We start from the raw sequence: 20,787 nt of genomic DNA, 5'->3' as shown, positions 1-20,787 counted from the left end.
ACGCCCTACAGGATTCGAACCTGTGACCTACGGCTTAGAAGGCCGTTGCTCTATCCAACTGAGCTAAGGGCGCCTAGAAGAACTTTAGACGTTAGCAAGACTACTCTGATAACGGATGTGAATTATACGTTCAACATTCTGAGAGTCAACGATTTTTCAACGATATCAAACTATATGGTCAAAATATGGCAAGTATTCGACTGACAGATTGCTCTTGATCTGACAAAATAGACCAATACCGTAATTGAATAATTTGGATGTATAGATGTCAGCAAGAATTATAGATGGGAAATCGATTGCGCAGACCATCAGAAGCGAAGTTGCAGAAAAAGTAAAACAACGTATTAATGCCGGAAAACGAGCGCCTGGTTTAGCGGTTATTTTAGTGGGAGATAACCCTGCATCACAGATTTATGTTGGAAGTAAACGTCGCGCTTGTGAAGAAGTCGGATTTATTTCTCGCTCTTATGATTTACCAGATACTACCAGTGAAGCTGATTTATTAAATCTGATCGACCAACTTAATAAAGACAGTACCATTGATGGTATCCTCGTCCAACTCCCTTTACCTGCTGGAATTGATAATGTTAAGGTTTTAGAACGCATCCATCCTGATAAAGATGTCGATGGCTTTCACCCTTACAATATCGGCCGCTTATGCCAACGAGCACCTAAATTACGCCCTTGTACACCTCGTGGTATTGTCACACTGCTAGAGCGTTGTAATATTCCAATGAATGGCTTAAATGCCGTTATTATTGGCGCATCAAATATTGTTGGTCGCCCAATGAGTTTAGAACTATTACTTGCAGGTTGTACAACTACAGTTACCCACCGTTTTACTAAAGACCTACGTTTCCATGTTGAGCACGCGGATTTAGTCGTTGTGGCGGTAGGTAAACCTAACTTTATTCCTGGTGAGTGGATTAAACCAGGTGCAATCGTGATTGATGTCGGTATCAACCGTCTTGAAAGTGGTAAAGTTGTTGGGGATGTTGATTTTGAAGCCGCCTCTCAACGTGCGGGCTGGATTTCTCCCGTCCCTGGTGGTGTAGGTCCAATGACAGTCGCCACACTTATTCAAAATACTTTGCAAGCATGCGAAGAATACCACGACCCTGAAACAGGAAATAATTAATCGATGGAAACATTTCAATTAGATGGGCACGACTATGTCGAGCTTTGTGATTTATTAAAACTTCAAGGTTGGACTGAAAGCGGAGCTTCTGCTAAAAGTGTTATTGCTGAAGGTTTAGTGAGTGTTGACGGTGAAGTTGAAACTCGTAAACGCTGTAAAATTATTGCGGGAAAAGTTGTCACCTTTGGTGAGTTTTCCGTTAGCGTCAGCAAATAATCAGCAAATCAATTAATATTGAAAAAGCGTCGCTATCTTAGCCTCGCTTTTTTTCTTTTTAATCCTTTTTTACCTTGAATAGACTTTTTCTTCCTCTTTTTTCTTATTTAATCATATGAAAAAAAAGAAAATAACATAACCAATTGAATTAAAATAAAATAATAAAATTTAATTTAATATATTTAAATTTAGATCATCATTTTCAAGCTTGTCTATAGTTATAATCTTCTTTCGGTGTTCAGCAAATTGTACATTTTATAAAAAAATAGATAAAAAGAAATGCTATAAGTTATTATTTTATATATAGATAACACTTTTTAACCATTACTGTAAAACTTCAGCAACAAACCTTTTTGTTGATACTTTTATCCGTTTATTCATGTTTAAATGCATTAAAATGTGATTTAGATCTAATTTATTTCTACTTTCATTAGGCAAAAGAACATTGTTTGTACTAAATTATAGATTATAATTTGAAACGATTCAGCTTGATGATACTATTTTAGTTGTTATTTTATAATATTTACATCTTTTTGCCCTTTATCTAACAGGAGATTTTATGCTCGGCTTACCCACTCAAGGTATCTCTGTTTTTGCTAAATTACAGCAAAAATTGATGCCTGTTCTTTTATTTAAGGTAAGGAACTAGCATGAAACGCAGAGTAGCAACCATCACACTTAACCCTGCATATGATCTTGTAGGTTTAAGTGCTCCTATTGAACTTGGTGAAGTTAATCGAGTTAAAACAGCAGGCTTCCATGCTGCGGGTAAAGGCATCAATGTGGCTAAGGTTTTAAAAAGCCTTGGCGTTGATGTTACTGTTGGAGGCTTTTTAGGCAAAGAAAACCAAGATGGATTCCAAAAAGAGTTTAGTGACTCGGGTATCGCTAACCGTTTTCAAATGGTTGAAGGTCGTACTCGTATTAACGTCAAACTCACAGAACCCAATGGTAAAGTAACTGACTTCAATTTTTCTGGTTTTGAAATCACTAAACAAGACTGGACTCGCTTTGTCAACGATACGCTAAGTTGGGCGGGTCAATTTGATATGATTTGTGTCAGTGGTAGTGTTCCTCCTAGCATTGATCTCAATGATTTCACTACATGGATGACTCGCTTACGTAGTGAATGTATGTGTTTGATCTTTGACAGTAGTCGAGATGCCTTTGTCGCTGGGTTAAAAGCTGCCCCTTGGCTTGTTAAACCTAATCATCATGAATTAGAAATTTGGGCGGGTAGATCCTTACCTAAGCTTTCTGATATTGTGCAAGCGGCTGAAGCATTGCGTCAGCAAGGTATTGCCCATGTTGTCATTTCATTAGGCGAGCAAGGTGCGATGTGGGTTAATGCGTCTGGAGCATGGATGGCGAAACCACCTAAATGTGATGTCGTAAGTACCGTCGGAGCTGGAGACTCTATGGTTGGTGGTTTAATTTATGGTTTAATGATGCGACAAACTAGTGAACATACTTTACGTCTTGCGACTGCCGTTTCTGCGCTTGCTGTGAGCCAAACCAATGTTGGTATTCATGATCGCGAACAATTAGCAAAAATGATGACAGAAGTAGAATTAACTCCGCTAAAATTATAAGTAATCATACTCAGTGGTAATTTGAATAATATTAAGTAGAATTACCAACTCTTCTATTAAATAGATTAACGCTCTACTATAAAACATCAAAAATAGAATCTCTTTAATTGATTAATTATCTTTTATTATTAAATCAAACTTTATTTTTTCTATTTATTCGATAAACTTCACTTTAATAAAATTTAACAAAGATATTCTAAAATCAATAAAAACTTATTTCTGTTTTTAGGAGAAGTTATGGAAAGGCCCATAATACTTTTATGGATCCAAGTTATTTCAGTATTATTTTTAGGTATTAGTTTGTTTATATTAGTTGCAGGGGCACCGATTTATTTATTAGCAATGGCAATGGGTGGAGGCCAAACAATGCTAGCGGGACTGTTCATCATGCTGTGTCTAATTATAACGATGATCATGCAAGTAACGGCATGGATAAAACTCGCTAAAAATAGTAGAAATGCTTACTCTTTTTTAAAAATATCATGGATATGCTTATCTATTTCGCTCTTTTTTATACTTAGTATTTCGATGTCATTAACGAATATCTCAGAAATTAGCTTTGTTGTTTTTTCTATTATCGTGATCTTAACACATCGACTCTTTTTCTCTGAAAATGTAATTGCTTATTTTGAATATAAACAAAAAGATAGCAAAAGAAAAACCAGTATTATGAGTCAATGAATTAATCATCAGACAAAAAAATATCGGATATTTAATATCCGATATTTTTATATTAAACGCGAAACTCAATTATCGTATTAATTATTACGACGCCAAACAGTTCCTTGAGGACCATCTTCTAAAACAATCCCCATCGCTGTTAATGCGTCACGAGCAACATCAGCCGCTGCCCAATCTTTATTTTTACGAGCATCGTTACGCTGTTGAATTAATAATTCAATTTTTTCAACTTCACTGGCATCATCTGCTTTAGCACCACTTTGTAAGAAATGCTCAGGCTCTTGCTCTAATAAACCTAATACTTTAGCAAGTTTACGTAATACTGCGGCTAAACCATTCGCTGCATTCATATCAACCGCTTTTAGACGATTGACCTCACGCGCTAAATCAAACAAAACGGAATAAGCTTCAGGTGTATTGAAATCATCGTTCATTGCGTCAATAAATTGTGCTTCAAACGCTTCGCCACCCACCGGTTGTGCATTTTCATCTGTGCCACGTAATGAAGTATATAGGCGTTCTAATGCAGTACGCGCCTGTTTTAAGTTTTCTTCAGTGTAGTTAAGTTGACTACGATAATGGCCTGATAATAAGAAATAACGCACTGTTTCAGCATCGTAATAAGCCAATACATCACGAATAGTAAAAAAGTTATTAAGTGACTTAGACATTTTTTCTTTGTCTACCATCACCATACCAGAGTGCATCCAGTAATTAACGTAAGGACCATCATGGGCACAAGTTGATTGCGCTATTTCATTTTCATGATGAGGGAACATTAAGTCTGAACCACCGCCATGAATATCAAAATGATGTCCTAACTCTTTACTATTCATCGCAGAACATTCGATATGCCAACCAGGGCGACCTTTTCCCCATGGCGACTCCCAGCTTGGCTCACCCGGTTTAGACATTTTCCATAAGACGAAATCCATTGGATTGCGTTTAACGTTAGCCACCTCAACTCGAGCCCCCGCTTGTAGTTGCTCTAAATCTTGACGAGAAAGTAAGCCATAATCAGGATCGGTATCAATCGCAAACATCACATCACCATTGTCGGCAACGTAAGCATGTCCACGTTTAATTAGCGCTTCTGTTAATTCAATAATTTCAGCAATATGGTGTGTTGCTCGTGGCTCTGAATCAGGACGAGCAATATTTAATGCATCAAAATCTTTGTGCATTTCAGCTAACATACGCGTGGTTAATTGCTCACATGTTTCATTATTTTCAATCGCACGTTTGATGATTTTATCATCTACATCCGTTACGTTACGAACATAGTTAACATCATATCCTAAGTAACGTAGATAACGGGTTATGGCATCAAAAGCCACAAATGTACGTCCATGGCCAATATGGCATAAGTCATAAATAGTGATGCCACACACGTACATACCTATTTTTCCTGCATGGATAGGTTTAAATTCTTCTTTTTGGCGAGTGAGAGTATTAAAAATCTTTAGCATCAGTGGACGTTCCCGTTTTCAACTGTACGTGTTTATTACGTTTTTATATAAAAGAAAATAACAACTACTATAGCATGATATTAATTAGGATATTGGATCTTGAAGGCAAAGCAAACTCAAGATTAGGGTTTTTATCTTACTCTGCTTAGCGCTTATTTTCACTGCTCAATCGCCGCTAGTGAATAATCAATCTTCTATTATTTGACTAAATTTTAGCGAAACGTGTTTTTTCCTTTTATTACTGATTTATTTAGCAAGAAAAAACAGCGTAAGAAAAAGATGCATACTGACTAAATTAGGCAACTGTGATATAAAAACGGGACTGTTGTTTATGCCCAAATCTGGGTAAAGCTAAAATTATATTAGGATCTGAATATGGTTACTTTTCATACCAATTACGGCGATATCGTGATTAATACATTTGCAGACAAAGCACCTGCAACCGTAGAAAATTTTTTAGACTACTGTAAAGAAGGATTCTACGATAACACTATTTTCCACCGTGTCATCAATGGTTTTATGATCCAAGGTGGTGGTTTTGAACCAGGTATGAACCAAAAAGCAACCAAAGCACCTGTAAGAAACGAAGCAAATAATGGCCTAGCAAACAACCGCGGCACATTAGCAATGGCTCGTACGAACGATCCACACTCTGCTACTGCTCAATTTTTTATCAACGTTGCAGACAACGATTTCTTAAACTTCCGTGCTGAAAACGCAAATGGTTGGGGATATTGTGTCTTTGCTGAAGTTGTTGAAGGCATGGACGTTGTTGATAAAATTAAAGCAGTTTCCACAGGTCGTAGCGGTTTCCACCAAGATGTTCCTCGTGAAGATATCGTCATTAAAAGTGTAACGGTTAGCGAATAAGCCTCACTCTTTATGTGTACGCTTTTTATTGCAGACCTGCACTTAAGTGAACATGAACCGGCAATCACTGCCGGTTTTCTTCGCTTTTTAAAAGAACAAGCCATTCATGCAAAAGCACTTTATATCTTAGGTGATTTTTTTGATTTTTGGATAGGTGACGATGATCCTAATCCTTTACATCAACAAATTGCTCAAGCTCTGATGACGTTAAAAAATGCAGGAGTGCCTTGCTATTTTATTCATGGAAATCGTGATTTTTTAATTGGCTCTCGTTTTGCCAAAGAAAGCGGTATCACCTTACTTCCACAAGAAAAAGTGCTCGAAATTGAGAAAAATCGCATCTTAATTTTGCATGGTGATACACTTTGTACAGATGATGAAGCGTATCAACGTTACCGTAAAAAAGTACATAATAAATTTATTCAGCGCTTATTCTTACTATTGCCTCTATTTATTCGACTACGTATTGCTGACAAAATGCGCTCGCGTAGCCAACACGAAAATCAGTACAAATCAGATGCCATTATGGATGTTAACCCTCAGGCAGTGATTGATACTTTTAAACATTTCAATACAGAATGGATGATCCACGGTCATACACATCGTCCCGCAATTCATACTGTCAACATTGATGATAAAATACATTATCGTGGTGTATTAGGTGCTTGGCATACTGAAGGCTCTATGTTTAAAGTGACTGCGGATAAAATAGAACTTATTCATTTTCCCTTCTAAGTTGTTTTGCTTATTTTCTGCATAAAAAGGCTATTTTTTCTTTACGCAAACGTTTTCCTTGATGTGTTAGCGTGATACTATCATCCTCAGTTTATTAGGCTATATCCGTTTATGCTTACAGGAGCAGTTAAGTAATGTCTTCTCAAGTTGGTCTAAATACCTCTTCCGCTCGTATCGCCATTGTAATGGGCTCTAAAAGTGACTGGACAACCATGTCTCATGCCGCTGATGTACTAGACGCACTACAGCTTCCTTATCATGTTGAGATTGTTTCTGCGCATCGAACCCCTGATAAGCTATTTAGCTTTGCAGAACAGGCAAAAAATAATGGCTTTGACGTCATTATTGCAGGTGCTGGCGGCGCAGCCCATTTACCCGGTATGCTCGCAGCAAAAACACTTGTTCCTGTATTAGGTGTTCCAGTTCAAAGTGCAGCATTAAGTGGTGTTGATAGCCTTTACTCTATTGTACAAATGCCGAAAGGTATTCCCGTGGGAACATTAGCGATTGGTAAAGCAGGTGCTGCCAATGCGGCTTTATTAGCAGCTCAAATTTTAGCATTACACTCTCCTACTATTTTTGAAGCACTAACAGCATGGCGCACAGCACAAACTGACGATGTATTAAATAACCCTGATCCAAGGGAGACACTATGAAGCCTGTTTGTGTTCTGGGAAATGGTCAATTAGGGCGAATGCTAAAACAAGCAGGAGAACCTTTAGGCATTGCGGTTTATCCAGTAGGATTAGATGCAGAGCCCGAAGCCGTTCCCTATCAAAAAAGCATAATCACAGCTGAAATTGAGCGCTGGCCTGAAACTTCACTCACCAAAGAGTTAGAACGTCATACTAACTTTGTAAACCGTGATATTTTTCCATTACTTGCTGATAGATTACCTCAAAAACAGCTTCTTGATGAACTGGGTTTAGCAACGGCACCTTGGCAACCATTAACATCACCAACACAGTGGCCTGATATTTTCGCTCAACTGGGTGATTTTATTATTGTAAAGCGCCGTGTTGGTGGTTATGACGGTCGTGGTCAATGGCGCATTCACCCTGGTGAAGAGCAACAATTACCCGCTGAAATTTATGGTGAATGCATTGTTGAGCAAGGTATTCCCTTTTCTGGTGAAGTGTCCTTAGTTGGAGCCAGAGATAGAAACGGTCATTGTGTATTTTATCCTTTAACACATAATCTTCATCAAGATGGCATTTTGCGTATGAGTGTTGCATTACCAACACCTGCATCAGAACTGCAACAATCAGCAGAAAAAATGCTGACCGCCATCCTTAATAAGCTCAATTATATCGGTGTCATGGCGATGGAGTGCTTTATCGTTGGTAATAAATTACTTATCAACGAATTAGCGCCTCGTGTTCATAACAGTGGCCATTGGACACAAAATGGCGCCTCAATTAGCCAGTTTGAGTTACACCTACGTGCAATTTTAGATTTACCGATGCCAAAACCTGAGGTTTGCCAACCCGCAGTAATGGTTAATTTGATCGGAACTGATGTCAATCCTCAATGGCTTTCATTGCCATTAGTGCATTTACATTGGTATGAAAAAGAAGTTCGCCCTGTGCGCAAAGTGGGGCACCTCAATCTTGTTCATCGCGATAATTACCCACTGAAAGAGACACTCAAATCATTAAGCTCAATGCTTGATGATGCCTATCAGTTCCCTATCAAATGGGCTTTAGAAAAATTAAGCTAGCAGTCCGACTCATAAAGTTAGAGAATAATAGCCTTTAAACGAACAGACCTTAGATAAAAAGGTCTGTTATTCGCTATTTTCTCCTGATTATTCAGGTTACTGCACCCGTTTGATGGAGTCAGGATGCAAGTCACGCAACAGGTTTTTGGGCCCGTTTATCAATGGAGTATGCTGATATTATTGGGCTTTGTGTATTTTTTAGCTACCGCAACCACATTTACCTCTTTAGGTGTTGTTCTTCCTAGTATGATAAACGAGCTAGAGTGGAACTGGACTCAAGCAGGTCTTGGTTTTACGTTATTAGGATTAACCTGCGGTCTTGCGAGTTTTTTACCTACCTTACTGATCCGTAAATTAAGTGTTCGCCTTACACTACTAATTGGGTTGAGCATTTTTGTCAGTGGTTTCTATTTTCTTTACGAAACATACACCATTGCGCGTTATTTTCTTGGTACTGCACTATTAGGTGTTGGTTTTACACTACTGGCTACCGTACCCGGTACTTATGTTATTTCCCGCTTATTTGAAAAACAATCCTTTGCCTTTGGTGTCTATTTTACCATTGGTGGATTAGGTGGTGTTGCCGGGCCTTGGATCTACTTTTTAGCAACCCATTTATGGCATACATGGCGAATGCATTGGCTTATTTCCGCGATCACTCTCACCGTTGTGACTCTTCTCACTATTTTATTTTTACGTGAAGGGAGTAAAGAGCAAGAACATGCAAAAAAAATTAGCCAACTTCAATCCACAAAACGTATCTATCAAACTAAAGAAATTTGGACAGCTCGTCATGCTTTAAGAACATGGCAATTTTATGTTATTGCTGCGACTTACACGGCTTTTTTATGGTGTGGGATCACAGTCAATAGCTTTGCGGTTGCACATATTATTGAAAATGGTTTTGGTGAAACTATTGCTGCAACACTATTAAGTAGTATGGCATTTATCAATGCGTTCTCGCGCTTAGCGGGTGGGGCTATTGGTGAATGGTTAGAACCTAAAAAATTACTTATCGCAAGCTTAAGTATTATTATCATCGGCTTGCTCGCACTAAGTATGGCTAATTCTTGGATTTACCTGATCTTATTTACGGTTTGTGTCGGTATTGGTTATGGCATGACGTTCTTAGCATCAAGTATATTGCTTGCTAACTATTTTGGTCGTACCCCTTATCTTGAGCTATTTTCTGTAATGAATTTAATTTCAACACTAGCTTGTTTAGCACCCTTTTTTGCTGGGGCAATCAAAGATATTTCAGGTAGCTTTACACCGGCATTCTTGATTTTAACCCTACCTGTTTTACTGATTTTAATAGTCACTCTATTTATGAAACCACCGGTTTATCCTAAATTTCAGCATGCGAGTGAGCAAGAAAAGTAACCCTTAAATAAGCAAGATAACGAGTTTCATATTATAAAAACGCATTTTCTAAGGAGACGTTAAGCTGATGAATGATGCATTAATAATAAAATACTCAATAGGTGTTAGCATCGCTTTAGCCTGTTTGGTTGGCTTTATCATCGTATCTCTTTTTCATGATAAAAAGAAAAAACGCCACAGAAATATTATTGTTCATATCAGCCAAGCTATTTTTCTTTGTAGTTTAGTGATTATCTTAAGCCAATATTGTGAAATGGCTGTGGTTGATTTTAATCTCCATTTTATCTCTTTTAGGATGATTAATTTCTTTACCTATATTGGTATTGCATTAATTTTAATGAGAAAATTTTTCTTACTGATTAATCGGCTAGAAAAAGCTCAAATTAAAAAAGGCAGTGATCCTACTTCTGCTCGTATTATTTCTCGCATATTCAAAATCACTCTATTTGTTATTATCATTTTATTGTTCGGTGAGCATTTTGGCATGAGCTTATCCGGCTTAATGACATTTGGAGGGTTAGGTGGCATTGCCATTGGCATGGCAAGTAAAGATGTATTAAGTAATCTTTTCTCTGGTGTCATGCTCTATTTCGATCGTCCTTTTAATATTGGTGATTGGGTACGCTCACCTGATCGTAATATTGAAGGCACTGTAGTCGAAATTGGTTGGCGTATTACCAAAATCATTACTTTTGATCATCGACCGCTTTATATTCCCAACTCTATTTTTTCATCTATTAGTGTAGAAAATCCGGGGCGAATGACTAATCGACGTATTGAAACTGAACTCGGTTTACGTTACGAAGACTCTGATAAAATTGGCGTAATTGTTGAAGATATCCGCACCATGCTAATGCAAAATGACAAAATTGATACGCAACAAACCTTGTTAGTCTATTTTAATCAATTCGCAGACTCTTCACTCAATATCATGGTGTATTGTTTTACCAAAACAACCATATGGGCACAGTGGCTTGAAGCTCAACAAGAAGTCTATTTAAAGATGATTGAGATTGTGCATAAACATGGTGCTGACTTTGCCTTTCCGTCTCAAACAATTTATATCGAAAAATCGTCTTCTATCCCACAATAATAAAAATGGATAAGTTTAGCCTCTGATAAACTTATCCATTTATCAATCACCAATAACGGTAAACTATGCATTTATTATGCATAAAACAATCAACCTTATTGCTTTAATTTATTTCAATCATATTCACAACCAAGTATATTGATCGCCAATTCTTCTATTGATACAAATGCGAGTATAATGAAAAAAATGAAGTTGGCGTGTCACCCTACTCTTTCACACTATTTTTATTCTGAACGTCCGATTGTTGATATTGTTGATGCAAATTTAACGCAAATATCAGTAGTAGTGTTGTCATTGTCAGATATTGAGTCTGGCCAATTAGATCGCATTCATCAAACAGGGTTTCAACTTCCCGTATTTATTGCAGTTAATATTAATGATGCAATCAGTGCTGAATTGCTTAATCAAGTTTCAGGGATTGTGATTACAGATAAAAATGCACATCAAAAAAATAGCACGTTAATTAATAAAGCGGCACAGCAATATGAAGAGAGTCTGACCACACCATTTTTTTCACGCTTAGTGAATTATGTTGCCGAAAAGAACATCGCTTTTGATTGCCCTGGACATCAAGGCGGAGAGTTTTTCCGTCGTCATCCTGCTGGCGAACAATTTTATCAATATTTTGGTGCGAATCTATTTCGTGCTGATCTCTGTAATGCTGATGTCGAAATGGGTGATTTGCTTATTCATGAAGGTGCGCCTTATGATGCCCAAACTTTTGCAGCGCAAGTATTTAATGCCGATAAAACCTATTTTGTTTTAAATGGAACCTCATCTTCTAATAAAGTTGCCTTAAATGCTTTATTGGCACCAAATGATTTAGTGTTATTTGATAGAAATAATCATAAATCCAATCATCATGGTGCACTAATTCAAGCAGGAGCAACACCTGTCTATTTAGAAACAGCTCGTAATCCCTTTGGCTTTATTGGTGGTATTGATGCTCATTGCTTTGAAGAACACTATTTACGCCAACAAATTGCAGAAATTGCGCCAGAACGTCAATTCGATAAACGCCCTTTCCGTTTAGCTGTTATTCAACTAGGCACTTATGACGGTACAATTTATAACGCGAGGCAAGTTGTCGATAAAATTGGTCATCTTTGTGATTATATTTTATTTGATTCTGCATGGGTGGGTTATGAACAATTCATTCCAATGATGAAACAGTGTTCACCTTTGTTACTAACACTGAATGAAGACGATCCTGGTATTCTCGTTACTCAATCTGTTCATAAGCAGTTAGCGGGATTTTCACAAACCTCACAGATACATAAAAAAGATGCCCATCTTAAAGGGCAATCTCGTTATGTTAATCATAAACGTATGAATAATGCTTTTATGATGCATGCATCCACCAGCCCATTTTATCCCCTTTTTGCCGCTCTTGATGTCAATGCAAAAATGCACTCAGGCAAAAGTGGTGAAGCGATGTGGATGAGTTGCGTAAAGCAAGGCATTGAAGCCCGTAAATCATTACTAAAGCAGTGCCAGTTTATTAAGCCATTTATTCCTGAAGTGGTTGATGGAGTTGCTTGGCAAGACCACGACACAGATGAAATCGCCCACGATCAGCGTTTTTTTAATTTTATTCCTAATGATAATTGGCACTCATTTGAAGGTTACACAACCAATCAATACTTTGTTGATCCTTGCAAATTAATGCTTACAACGCCGGGTATCGATCCTCATACAGGGGAATATGGATCTTTTGGTGTACCAGCCTCTATTTTGGCAAATTATCTACGTGAGCACGGCGTTATCCCTGAAAAAAGCGATCTCAATTCAATCTTATTTTTGCTGACTCCCGCAGAACATCAAGCAAAGTTTGATCGCTTAATCTCTTTGATTGTTCAATTTGAAAAACACTTAGTTGAAGATGTGCCATTAGAACAAATCTTGCCTTCTGTATGTCGTCGCTATCCATCTCGTTATCAGGGGTATACATTACGACAACTCTGTCAGGAAATGCATGATATTTGTGTCAGATACAATATCAAATTACTGCAAAAACAGATGTTTAGAAAGAGTCACTTTCCTAAACGAGCATTAAGTCCGCAACAAGCTAATATTGAGTTTGTTCGTGGTAATGTTGAATTTTTACCTTTAAATAAATTATCAGGACGCATTGCTGCTGAAGGTGCTTTACCTTATCCGCCAGGTGTTTTATGTGCTGTACCCGGTGAAATTTGGGGAGGTGCTGTTTTACGTTATTTTCAGGCACTTGAAGCCTCGATTAATCAGCTTCCAGGCTTTTCAACTGAACTTCAAGGGGTCTATATTTATGATGAAGAAGATGGCAGTAAGCAAATTTATGCTTATGTTATAAAAGAATAATAGTCTTATCTTTCCCCATAAAAAATGCTGATGTTTAATTGAACTGACATCAGCATTTTTATTTAACTTTGTTTATAAGCCTTATTTTATTTCAACTATTCGCCTTGTATCCGTCGATATTGACCTTTATCTTGCAACAACCTAACGCCTAAGATACTGCCACATAATGAAAGTAATAATGCCGCAACAATAGGTACAGTGATCCACATTCCCCATTGTGGTTGCCACGGGAACTTAAACACGGATATTTGTAATAAGCTTAATGCGACTTCTGCACCAATCGCTGCGGCGAAACCCGCCATTAAACCTAATAATGCAAATTCAGCCCAAAGTGTGCGTCGTAATAATGATTTACCCGCTCCCAGAGTGCGATAAACCACCAGCTCAATGCGTCGTTGTGTCATTCCTACCTGAATTTGAGCAACTAACAATAACGCACCACAGATCATGACCAATCCAACCATAATTTCTAATGCTCGGCTGACTTGCTGTAAAATTTGTTGAACTTGCTGAATTAATGCACCTGTATCTAACACGCTTACCGTTGGAAATTGCCGATTAAGTGCCGTAATTAACCCGCCCTCACCATTGTAGTAAAAGCTACTCATCCATTTTTCTGGCTGATTACTCAACCCTTCTTCAGAGAAAATAAAGAAGAAATTAGGGCGCATATTTTCCCAATCAACATGACGAATACTTGTAACGATGGATTTAAATTCACGAGTATCACCGACAAAGGTTAATTCATCACCCAATTTAATCTCGAGTTGTTCTGCAACACCTTGATCGAGAGAAACCCCATTCCCCTCAGGAGGCCATGTTCCCTCAACAATTACGTTATCTTTTGGCAATTCGCTATGCCACGTTAAGTTAAGCTCTCGACGAACGGTGTTATTACCTGCATCACGTTTATCTGCCCACTCTTTAGCATTATGCTCATTAATTTGTGTTAAACGCGCTAACACCACAGGGAATGCATCTGTAGGCTCAACATTATGTTTTGCCAATAAAGCATTAATTTCTTGAACTTGAGGCGCAGACATATTGATGAGAAAATAATTAGGGCTATCTTCTGGTAATTGTTTTTGCCATTTATCGAGTAAATCCCCTTGAATAAGGACTAACAGCGTTAACAACATAAATGAAAGCGCGAAAGCCGCAAGCTGAGTCATCGTTTGAAAAGGTTGTCGTAATAAACGAGTAACTGCTAAGCGCGCACTAAGTTGACGGAATTTAAACTGCTTTAATATCCATAGTCCTAGCCAACCAATTATTCCAAGTAAAAAGGCAATAACAACAACACCAAATAGAATTGACCAGAGTAAAACGCCTGTTCCGGCAAAAAGCGTTAAGGCACCGACAACAATTAAGCCTACTATCGGTAAATAATAACGAAGAGGCCATATAGGTGCCGTAGTATCACTTCTTAATACACGGGAAGGTTGTGTTGCCATCAATTGATAGTAAGGCCTTATCCCCGTTAATAATGCAATTAGCAGTAAAGAGCCTACAGACCATCCCCACGGTAAAAAACTTGCGTCGGGTAAACTTTTCGGTAACACAGGCGCTAAAATTTGTAGCAATATCGTTTCGAAAATAAGTCCTACGAATGAACCAACAATAATAGCGCCAATCAAAATCACGCCCCATTGCCCAATGATCCATTTTCTTAATGCACGCTTATCTGCCCCTAATGTTTTTAATACCGCAATTAAAGTATGACGACTACGACAATAATGAGCCATGGAAACCGCAACGGCCGATATAGCAAGCAATAACGTTAATAGAGCTGAAAGCAAAAGAAAGTTTTTCGCACGCTCCATTGATTGTGAAAGCGCACCACTGTCTTGTTTTAAACTATTCCAACGCTGATCGGGTTTTAATAACGGGTCGAAACGTTGCTGATAGCTATCAATCACGGACTCATTACCAGCAAACATATAGCGATAAGTTAGGCGGCTCCCGGGTTGTACTGCTCCTGTTGCTTCAACATCATCAAGATTAATTAAAATACGGGGGGCTATTTGAAAAGGATTAAACCCACTGTCTGGCTCTTGAATTAATACACCACTAATCGTAAAGGATGCATCACCTACATCAATTTTATCGCCGACTTTTATATCAAGTAATTCTAGTAATCTAGCATCAACAAGCGCAGTTCCTTTTTCCGGTTTTAACCCTGCTGGCTCCGTTTCTAGCTCACCATACAGTGGATATAATTTGTCTGCGGCTTTCACCAACGCAAGTTGTGGTGTATCGCCTTCAGGCGCATAAGACATCGTGGTAAATTGCATTTGGCGACTGAGCGTTAACCCGTCTTTTTTCGCCTCTGTAAGCCAGTTTTCATCAACAGGATAAGACGCACGTAAGACTAAATCGCCCGCAATTAAATCACGACTTTGAGCGTAAATGCTTTTATCTATTCGATCACCTATACGCCCTAAAGCAAGCACACAAGCAACCGCAAGCGCTAAAGAAAGCCAAACAATTAATAGTGCAGGAGAACGCCATTCACGCCAAAACCAACGCCAAATCATGACTCCTCCTTAAGTTGTCCATCTACTAATCGTAATCGTCTTTGGCAACGAGCAGCTAGCTCATTGTCATGAGTCACTAAAATCAATGTTGTTGCATAATCTCGGTTAAGAGAGAACAACAAGTCAGCAATTTTATCGCCGGTTTTGCGGTCAAGATTTCCTGTTGGCTCATCCGCAAAAAGAATAGCAGGCTGAGTACAAAATGCTCTTGCTAATGCAACGCGTTGTTGCTCACCGCCAGAAAGTTGCGCTGGCATATGGTATAAACGTTCGCCTAATCCTAACTGCTTTAGTAAATCAACTGCACGCGCATAACTATGCTTTTCTGACTCGCCTTTTAATAATGCGGGCAACTGCACATTTTCGAGCGCATTCAATGTCGGAATTAACATAAATGATTGAAAAACAAACCCAACATGTTGAGCTCGCAACTTAGCACGTTCTTCTTCATTCATTTTTGTGAGATCTTCTCCCATTAATTTCACACTGCCAGTGCTACCATCATCTAATCCAGCAATGATCCCTAGCAGAGTCGATTTGCCCGATCCTGATTCACCAATTAAAGCAATTGTCTGTGCGGACTCGACAACTAACTCAACACCCTGCAATATAGAGATCTGACTATCACCTTCTCCTACTTGTTTGGTTAACTGATGAACTTCAAGAACCTTTTCCGTCGACATACATTTTTCCTTATCGTTATGATGATGTTTAGCTTTAAGGCGGTTGCTGCTGATACCTTTTTAATCTTTGGTGACAGCTTGAGTGCAGGATATCGTCTTCCGATAGAAAGTGCATGGCCACAACGCCTTGCTGATAAATGGAAAACAACCTACCCTGAAATTAATGTTGTTAATGCAAGCATTAGTGGTGAAACTGCCTTTCAGGGACAAAATAGGCTTCCTGATTTATTAAAACAGCATCAACCACGCTGGGTTTTGATTGAATTAGGTGCAAATGATGGCTTACAGGGATACCCTGTTGCACAAACAAAAGACGCGCTACAAAACATCATTACACAAGTTAAAGCATCGGGCGCAACCCCACTTTTTATGCAAATTATGATTTCACCTAATTACGGGAAACGCTATACACAATCATTTTCAGCAATTTATCCTAAACTTGCAGAAGAGAATGCGATCCCTCTGCTTCCTTTTTATATGGAGCAAATAGCAGATAAGCCTGAGTGGATGCAAAACGACAGTATACATCCCAATGAAGATGCTCAGCCTTTTATTGCGCAATGGATGGATAAAACCTTATCCCCTTACTTAACACGTTAGACTATTCTGACAGTAGTTGACGTAGATTAAACGAGATTAATTGTAAAATTATGCAAAAGACGGTATTGATTACAGGAAGTTCCAGTGGAATAGGACTCTGCGCGGCAAAATCACTAAAGAAAAGAGGTTATCGAGTTCTTGCTGCTTGCCGTAAAGATGAAGATCTTAAACGCATGGAAACACTGGGATTAGAGCCTATTTATCTTGATCTTGATGATCCAAAAAGTGTTGAAAATGCGGCATTAGAAGTTATTCGTCTAACAAACGGTCGTTTATATGGATTATTTAATAATGGTGGATTTGGTGTTTATGGCTCATTAGATGCCATTACCCGCCAACAAATGGAAAAACAGTTTTCTACTAACTTTTTTGGTTTACATCAGCTTACTACATTACTTCTGCCAGCAATGTTGCCTCATGGTGAAGGAAGAATTATTCAAACCAGCTCTGTTATGGGGATTATCTCAACAGCTGGTCGAGGTGCTTACGCAGCCAGTAAATATGCAGTAGAAGCATGGTCTGATGCGCTAAGAATGGAAATTGCGCATACAGGTATTAAAGTAAGTTTAATAGAGCCAGGTCCAATAAGAACATGTTTCACTGAAAATGTCGCTCAAGCCGAAAAAGATAAACCTGTAAAAAATCCGGGGATTGCGAGTCGTTTCACATTAACGCCTGAAGATGTTGTGAAAAAGCTTATTCATGCTTTAGAAAGTCCAAAACCTAAGATACGTTATCCCGTAACCTTATTGACTTACGCAGTCAGAATATTAAAACGTTTTCTACCTGATGCTTTAATGGATGTTATTCTCAGTCGCCAAAGTGGCAAGGCTTGATTTTTCAGGATCTACCCTTACTTATTAATAAAATAGCGTTATAAATCGCATCTATATTTAAAACTCTCAAAAAGGGGCAAGTTAATGTTAGCAACTGCACATATTGTTGATGTAAATGAATCAAATATTCAACAAATTATAGAACAATCTATGACTAAACCAGTCATGATGTATTTCTATTCAGAACGTAGTCCTCATTGTGCAGAGCTTGGCGCAACATTAGATAAACTGGCAGCTGAATTTGCTGATCAATTTATTTTGGCAAAATTGGATTGTGATGTTGAACAAATGATTGCCTCACAATTTGGTTTACGTGCTATTCCAACTGTTTATATTTTGCAAGAAGGTCGCCCAGTTGATGGCTTTCAAGGCCCTCAACCTGAAGAAGCAATTCGCCAAGTGTTAGCCAATGTATTACCCAAACCAGAAGAATTAAAAGCGGCACAAGCCTCGCAATTACTTTCAGAAGGAAAAACCGAAGAAGCTTTACCTCTGTTAAAAGAAGCTCATCAACTCGCTCCTAAAAACAGTGAAATTACGCTCGCGCTAGCAGGCGCATTAATTTCTTTAAATAAAAATGAAGAAGCTCAAACTCTGTTAATTACTATCCCATTACAAGATCAAGATAGTTACTATCATAGTTTGTTAGCGCAAATTGAATTACAAAAACAGGCTGCTGATACGCCTGAAATTCAACAATTACAGAACGATTTTAATCAACAACCTGAAAATACCGATCTTGCTATTCAACTCGCACTGAAATTACATGAAGTTGCTCGTAATGAAGAGGCACTAGAGTTGCTATTTAGCTTTATCAAAAAAGATCTCAATGCTGGTGATGGGCAAGTTAAGAAAACCCTGATGGATATTCTATCAGCCTTAGGTACTAATGATAATTTAGCGTCTAAATATCGTCGTATGGTGTATTCTTTACTTTATTAATTTTATTTTCTTATTAAAGCAGACTTAGGACAGGTATATGGAAATAGTCATTGGTATTATCATCTTATTCGCTATTATTTTAGTTTTATGTGGTGTTAAAACCGTTCCACAAGGTTACCAGTGGACTGTCGAACGTTTTGGTCGTTACACTCGAACCCTCGCGCCAGGGCTTCAAATTCTCGTACCATTTGTTGATCGTATTGGTCGCCGTATCAATATGATGGAACAGGTTCTTGATATTCCGTCTCAGGAAGTTATTTCTCGTGATAACGCCAACGTCAGCATTGATGCGGTCTGCTTTATTCAAGTCATCGACCCTGTAAAAGCCGCGTATGAAGTTAATAATCTTGAACTTGCAATTATCAACTTAACACTGACGAATATCCGTACAGTATTAGGCTCAATGGAACTTGATGAAATTCTTTCTCAGCGTGACCAAATCAACAGTCGCCTTTTACTAATTGTGGATGATGCAACAAACCCTTGGGGTATCAAAATTACCCGTATTGAAATTCGTGATGTTCGCCCACCAAAAGAATTGATTTCTGCAATGAATGCGCAGATGAAAGCTGAACGAACTAAACGTGCCGATATTCTTGAAGCTGAAGGTATTCGTCAAGCGGCAATCTTAAAAGCAGAAGGTGAGAAACAAGGACAAATACTGAAGGCTGAAGGAGAGCGTCAATCTGCATTCTTACAAGCAGAAGCTCGAGAACGTGCAGCAGAAGCAGAAGCTAAGGCAACACAAATGGTATCTGAGGCCATTGCAAAAGGTGATATGCAAGCAATTAACTACTTTGTTGCTCAAAAATATACGGATGCATTGTCTCAAATTGGTTCAGCTAATAACAGTAAAGTTATTATGATGCCATTAGAAGCAAGTAATCTTATGGGTGCGATTGGTGGTATTTCTGAATTACTCAATACCAAAAAAAGTGACTCTGGCAACAAGAGCAATTAATTATGATTGAATGGATTAGTGCTCAACCTGCACTTTTCTGGCTTTGTCTTGGTGGCTTGCTGTTAATTACAGAAATGTTAGGAACAGCGGGATACCTTTTATGGTCAGGAATGGCGGCTCTGTGTGTATCGTTGATCACATGGATATTGCCTATTAGCTGGCCTATTCAAGGTATTTTATTTGCGATATTAACGGTAATTAGTGCTGTACTTTGGCACCTTTGGCTTAAACGCAGAAAACTATCAAAAGAAGCTGAAAACTTAAATCAGAAAACGCATCAACTGATTGGTATTCATGCGGTTTTATTATCAGATACTGAAAATGGTTTTAGTCGCGTAAAATTAGCTGATGGCAGTTGGCGTGTTTATTCAAACACGCCATTACTTGCCGGCGATAAGGTAACAGTAACCGCAATTGATGGTATTACCTTACAAGTGACTGCGCTTAAACAGACTATTTCTGGTGATGACAACACCCTGACAAATGATCGATGATAGGGCAATCGGCTCCTTCATCTCCGGGACACTCGCTGGCTAACAAAAGTAATCGTTGGCGAATGTCATTGAGCTCATTAATTGTTTTCTCAATTTCAGCCACTTTTTTTAAGGTGGCTTCTTTCACATCAGAACTATGGCGAGAAGGATTTCTTAATAGCATTAACAACGCGCGACACTCTTCTAAGTTAAAACCAACCTCTCTCGCTTGTCGCAATAATGTTAACTCTTCAATATGTTGAGCTTGATAATAACGATAGCCGTTTTCACCTCTTCCCGGTGGGGTTATCAAGTCTTTTTCTTCATAAAACCGAATAGCTTTAGCCGTTAATCCTGTTTTACTGGCGATTTCACTAATATTCAAAATTCCCCCTTGACCTTCCCCTTGCGGAAAGGTTTAGCCTTTATCTTGATAAGAAAAAACCTTTACAGAAAGCAAGTTACCGAATATTGAGCAATAATAGAGGTAACGCTTTTTATTTCGGAGATAAACTAAC

The 20,787-nt window shown here is 38.3% G+C and carries 20 protein-coding genes and 1 tRNA gene; 16 read left to right on the top strand and 5 right to left on the bottom strand.

Annotated features, from left to right (window positions below):
- Positions 1-73 (bottom strand) — tRNA-Arg (locus tag GWI59_RS05265).
- Between the two features lie 192 nt (positions 74-265).
- On the opposite strand from GWI59_RS05265, the gene folD reads away from it, so the two are divergent.
- The 4 genes from folD to GWI59_RS05245 all read left to right on the top strand — a co-directional run bounded on the left by folD (position 266) and on the right by GWI59_RS05245 (position 3,627).
- A complete protein-coding gene (folD, locus tag GWI59_RS05260; RefSeq protein ID WP_072065086.1) occupies positions 266-1,138 on the top strand; it encodes a bifunctional methylenetetrahydrofolate dehydrogenase/methenyltetrahydrofolate cyclohydrolase FolD in 873 nt (290 codons plus the stop codon).
- Between the two features lie 3 nt (positions 1,139-1,141).
- Positions 1,142-1,354, top strand: a complete 213-nt coding sequence (ybcJ, locus tag GWI59_RS05255) for a ribosome-associated protein YbcJ (RefSeq protein WP_006533967.1) — start codon at positions 1,142-1,144, stop codon at positions 1,352-1,354.
- A gap of 650 nt (positions 1,355-2,004) precedes the next feature.
- Positions 2,005-2,946 carry a 1-phosphofructokinase gene (gene fruK, locus GWI59_RS05250; protein ID WP_072065087.1) on the top strand — a complete coding sequence of 314 codons (942 nt, stop codon included), beginning with the start codon at positions 2,005-2,007 and terminating at the stop codon, positions 2,944-2,946.
- A gap of 237 nt (positions 2,947-3,183) precedes the next feature.
- Positions 3,184-3,627, top strand: coding sequence for a hypothetical protein (locus tag GWI59_RS05245; RefSeq protein ID WP_115065575.1), 444 nt, complete (start codon positions 3,184-3,186; stop codon positions 3,625-3,627).
- Positions 3,628-3,704: 77 nt separating this feature from the next.
- Here GWI59_RS05245 and cysS read toward each other — a convergent pair whose 3' ends face one another.
- On the bottom strand, positions 3,705-5,096 hold the full coding sequence (gene cysS, locus GWI59_RS05240) for a cysteine--tRNA ligase (protein WP_072065089.1): 1,392 nt from the start codon (positions 5,094-5,096) through the stop codon (positions 3,705-3,707).
- 375 nt (positions 5,097-5,471) lie between these two features.
- Between cysS and ppiB the strand changes: the two genes are divergently transcribed.
- From ppiB to GWI59_RS05205, 7 genes are all read left to right on the top strand, one after another.
- Positions 5,472-5,966 carry a peptidylprolyl isomerase B gene (gene ppiB / locus GWI59_RS05235; RefSeq protein WP_006533972.1) on the top strand — a complete coding sequence of 165 codons (495 nt, stop codon included), beginning with the start codon at positions 5,472-5,474 and terminating at the stop codon, positions 5,964-5,966.
- A gap of 12 nt (positions 5,967-5,978) precedes the next feature.
- Positions 5,979-6,701: a UDP-2,3-diacylglucosamine diphosphatase gene (lpxH, locus tag GWI59_RS05230; protein ID WP_109400164.1), complete on the top strand. Its 723-nt coding sequence runs from the start codon at positions 5,979-5,981 to the stop codon at positions 6,699-6,701.
- Positions 6,702-6,835: 134 nt separating this feature from the next.
- On the top strand, positions 6,836-7,357 hold the full coding sequence (purE, locus tag GWI59_RS05225; RefSeq protein ID WP_109848333.1) for a 5-(carboxyamino)imidazole ribonucleotide mutase: 522 nt from the start codon (positions 6,836-6,838) through the stop codon (positions 7,355-7,357).
- Positions 7,354-8,421 carry a 5-(carboxyamino)imidazole ribonucleotide synthase gene (gene purK / locus GWI59_RS05220; RefSeq protein WP_109400166.1) on the top strand — a complete coding sequence of 356 codons (1,068 nt, stop codon included), beginning with the start codon at positions 7,354-7,356 and terminating at the stop codon, positions 8,419-8,421. The genes purE and purK overlap by 4 nt, the downstream gene beginning before the upstream one ends.
- A 123-nt stretch (positions 8,422-8,544) precedes the next feature.
- Positions 8,545-9,804, top strand: a complete 1,260-nt coding sequence (locus GWI59_RS05215; protein WP_072065093.1) for an MFS transporter — start codon at positions 8,545-8,547, stop codon at positions 9,802-9,804.
- Between the two features lie 67 nt (positions 9,805-9,871).
- On the top strand, positions 9,872-10,897 hold the full coding sequence (locus GWI59_RS05210; RefSeq protein WP_115065577.1) for a mechanosensitive ion channel family protein: 1,026 nt from the start codon (positions 9,872-9,874) through the stop codon (positions 10,895-10,897).
- Positions 10,898-11,074: 177 nt separating this feature from the next.
- Positions 11,075-13,237, top strand: a complete 2,163-nt coding sequence (locus GWI59_RS05205; RefSeq protein ID WP_161724161.1) for an ornithine decarboxylase — start codon at positions 11,075-11,077, stop codon at positions 13,235-13,237.
- A 95-nt stretch (positions 13,238-13,332) separates the two neighbouring features.
- Here GWI59_RS05205 and ybbP read toward each other — a convergent pair whose 3' ends face one another.
- Both ybbP and ybbA read right to left on the bottom strand, forming a co-directional pair.
- Positions 13,333-15,774: a putative ABC transporter permease subunit YbbP gene (ybbP, locus tag GWI59_RS05200; RefSeq protein ID WP_115065579.1), complete on the bottom strand. Its 2,442-nt coding sequence runs from the start codon at positions 15,772-15,774 to the stop codon at positions 13,333-13,335.
- Positions 15,771-16,457, bottom strand: a complete 687-nt coding sequence (ybbA, locus tag GWI59_RS05195) for a putative ABC transporter ATP-binding protein YbbA (protein WP_006533992.1) — start codon at positions 16,455-16,457, stop codon at positions 15,771-15,773. The genes ybbP and ybbA overlap by 4 nt, the downstream gene beginning before the upstream one ends.
- On the opposite strand from ybbA, the gene tesA reads away from it, so the two are divergent.
- The 5 genes from tesA to GWI59_RS05170 all read left to right on the top strand — a co-directional run bounded on the left by tesA (position 16,428) and on the right by GWI59_RS05170 (position 20,290).
- Positions 16,428-17,057 (top strand): multifunctional acyl-CoA thioesterase I/protease I/lysophospholipase L1, encoded by a 630-nt coding sequence (tesA, locus tag GWI59_RS05190; protein WP_161669262.1) that lies wholly within the window; start codon positions 16,428-16,430, stop codon positions 17,055-17,057. The two genes, ybbA and tesA, sit on opposite strands and share 30 nt — an antisense overlap.
- Before the next feature lie 50 nt (positions 17,058-17,107).
- Complete coding sequence (locus GWI59_RS05185) at positions 17,108-17,893, top strand: SDR family oxidoreductase (protein WP_006533994.1); 786 nt, start codon at positions 17,108-17,110, stop codon at positions 17,891-17,893.
- An 84-nt stretch (positions 17,894-17,977) separates the two neighbouring features.
- On the top strand, positions 17,978-18,835 hold the full coding sequence (locus tag GWI59_RS05180) for a co-chaperone YbbN (protein ID WP_006533995.1): 858 nt from the start codon (positions 17,978-17,980) through the stop codon (positions 18,833-18,835).
- Positions 18,836-18,872: 37 nt separating this feature from the next.
- Complete coding sequence (locus GWI59_RS05175; protein ID WP_006533996.1) at positions 18,873-19,796, top strand: SPFH domain-containing protein; 924 nt, start codon at positions 18,873-18,875, stop codon at positions 19,794-19,796.
- Positions 19,797-19,798: 2 nt separating this feature from the next.
- A complete protein-coding gene (locus tag GWI59_RS05170; protein ID WP_006533997.1) occupies positions 19,799-20,290 on the top strand; it encodes an NfeD family protein in 492 nt (163 codons plus the stop codon).
- Here GWI59_RS05170 and cueR read toward each other — a convergent pair.
- Positions 20,250-20,654: a Cu(I)-responsive transcriptional regulator gene (cueR, locus tag GWI59_RS05165; RefSeq protein WP_072065100.1), complete on the bottom strand. Its 405-nt coding sequence runs from the start codon at positions 20,652-20,654 to the stop codon at positions 20,250-20,252. The genes GWI59_RS05170 and cueR overlap by 41 nt on opposite strands.
- Positions 20,655-20,787: the final 133 nt, after the last annotated feature.

The organism is Proteus sp. G2673, assembly GCF_009915125.1.
GTDB classification, from domain to species: Bacteria; Pseudomonadota; Gammaproteobacteria; order Enterobacterales; family Enterobacteriaceae; genus Proteus; species Proteus penneri.
This window is presented reverse-complemented; position numbering and strand designations above follow the sequence as displayed.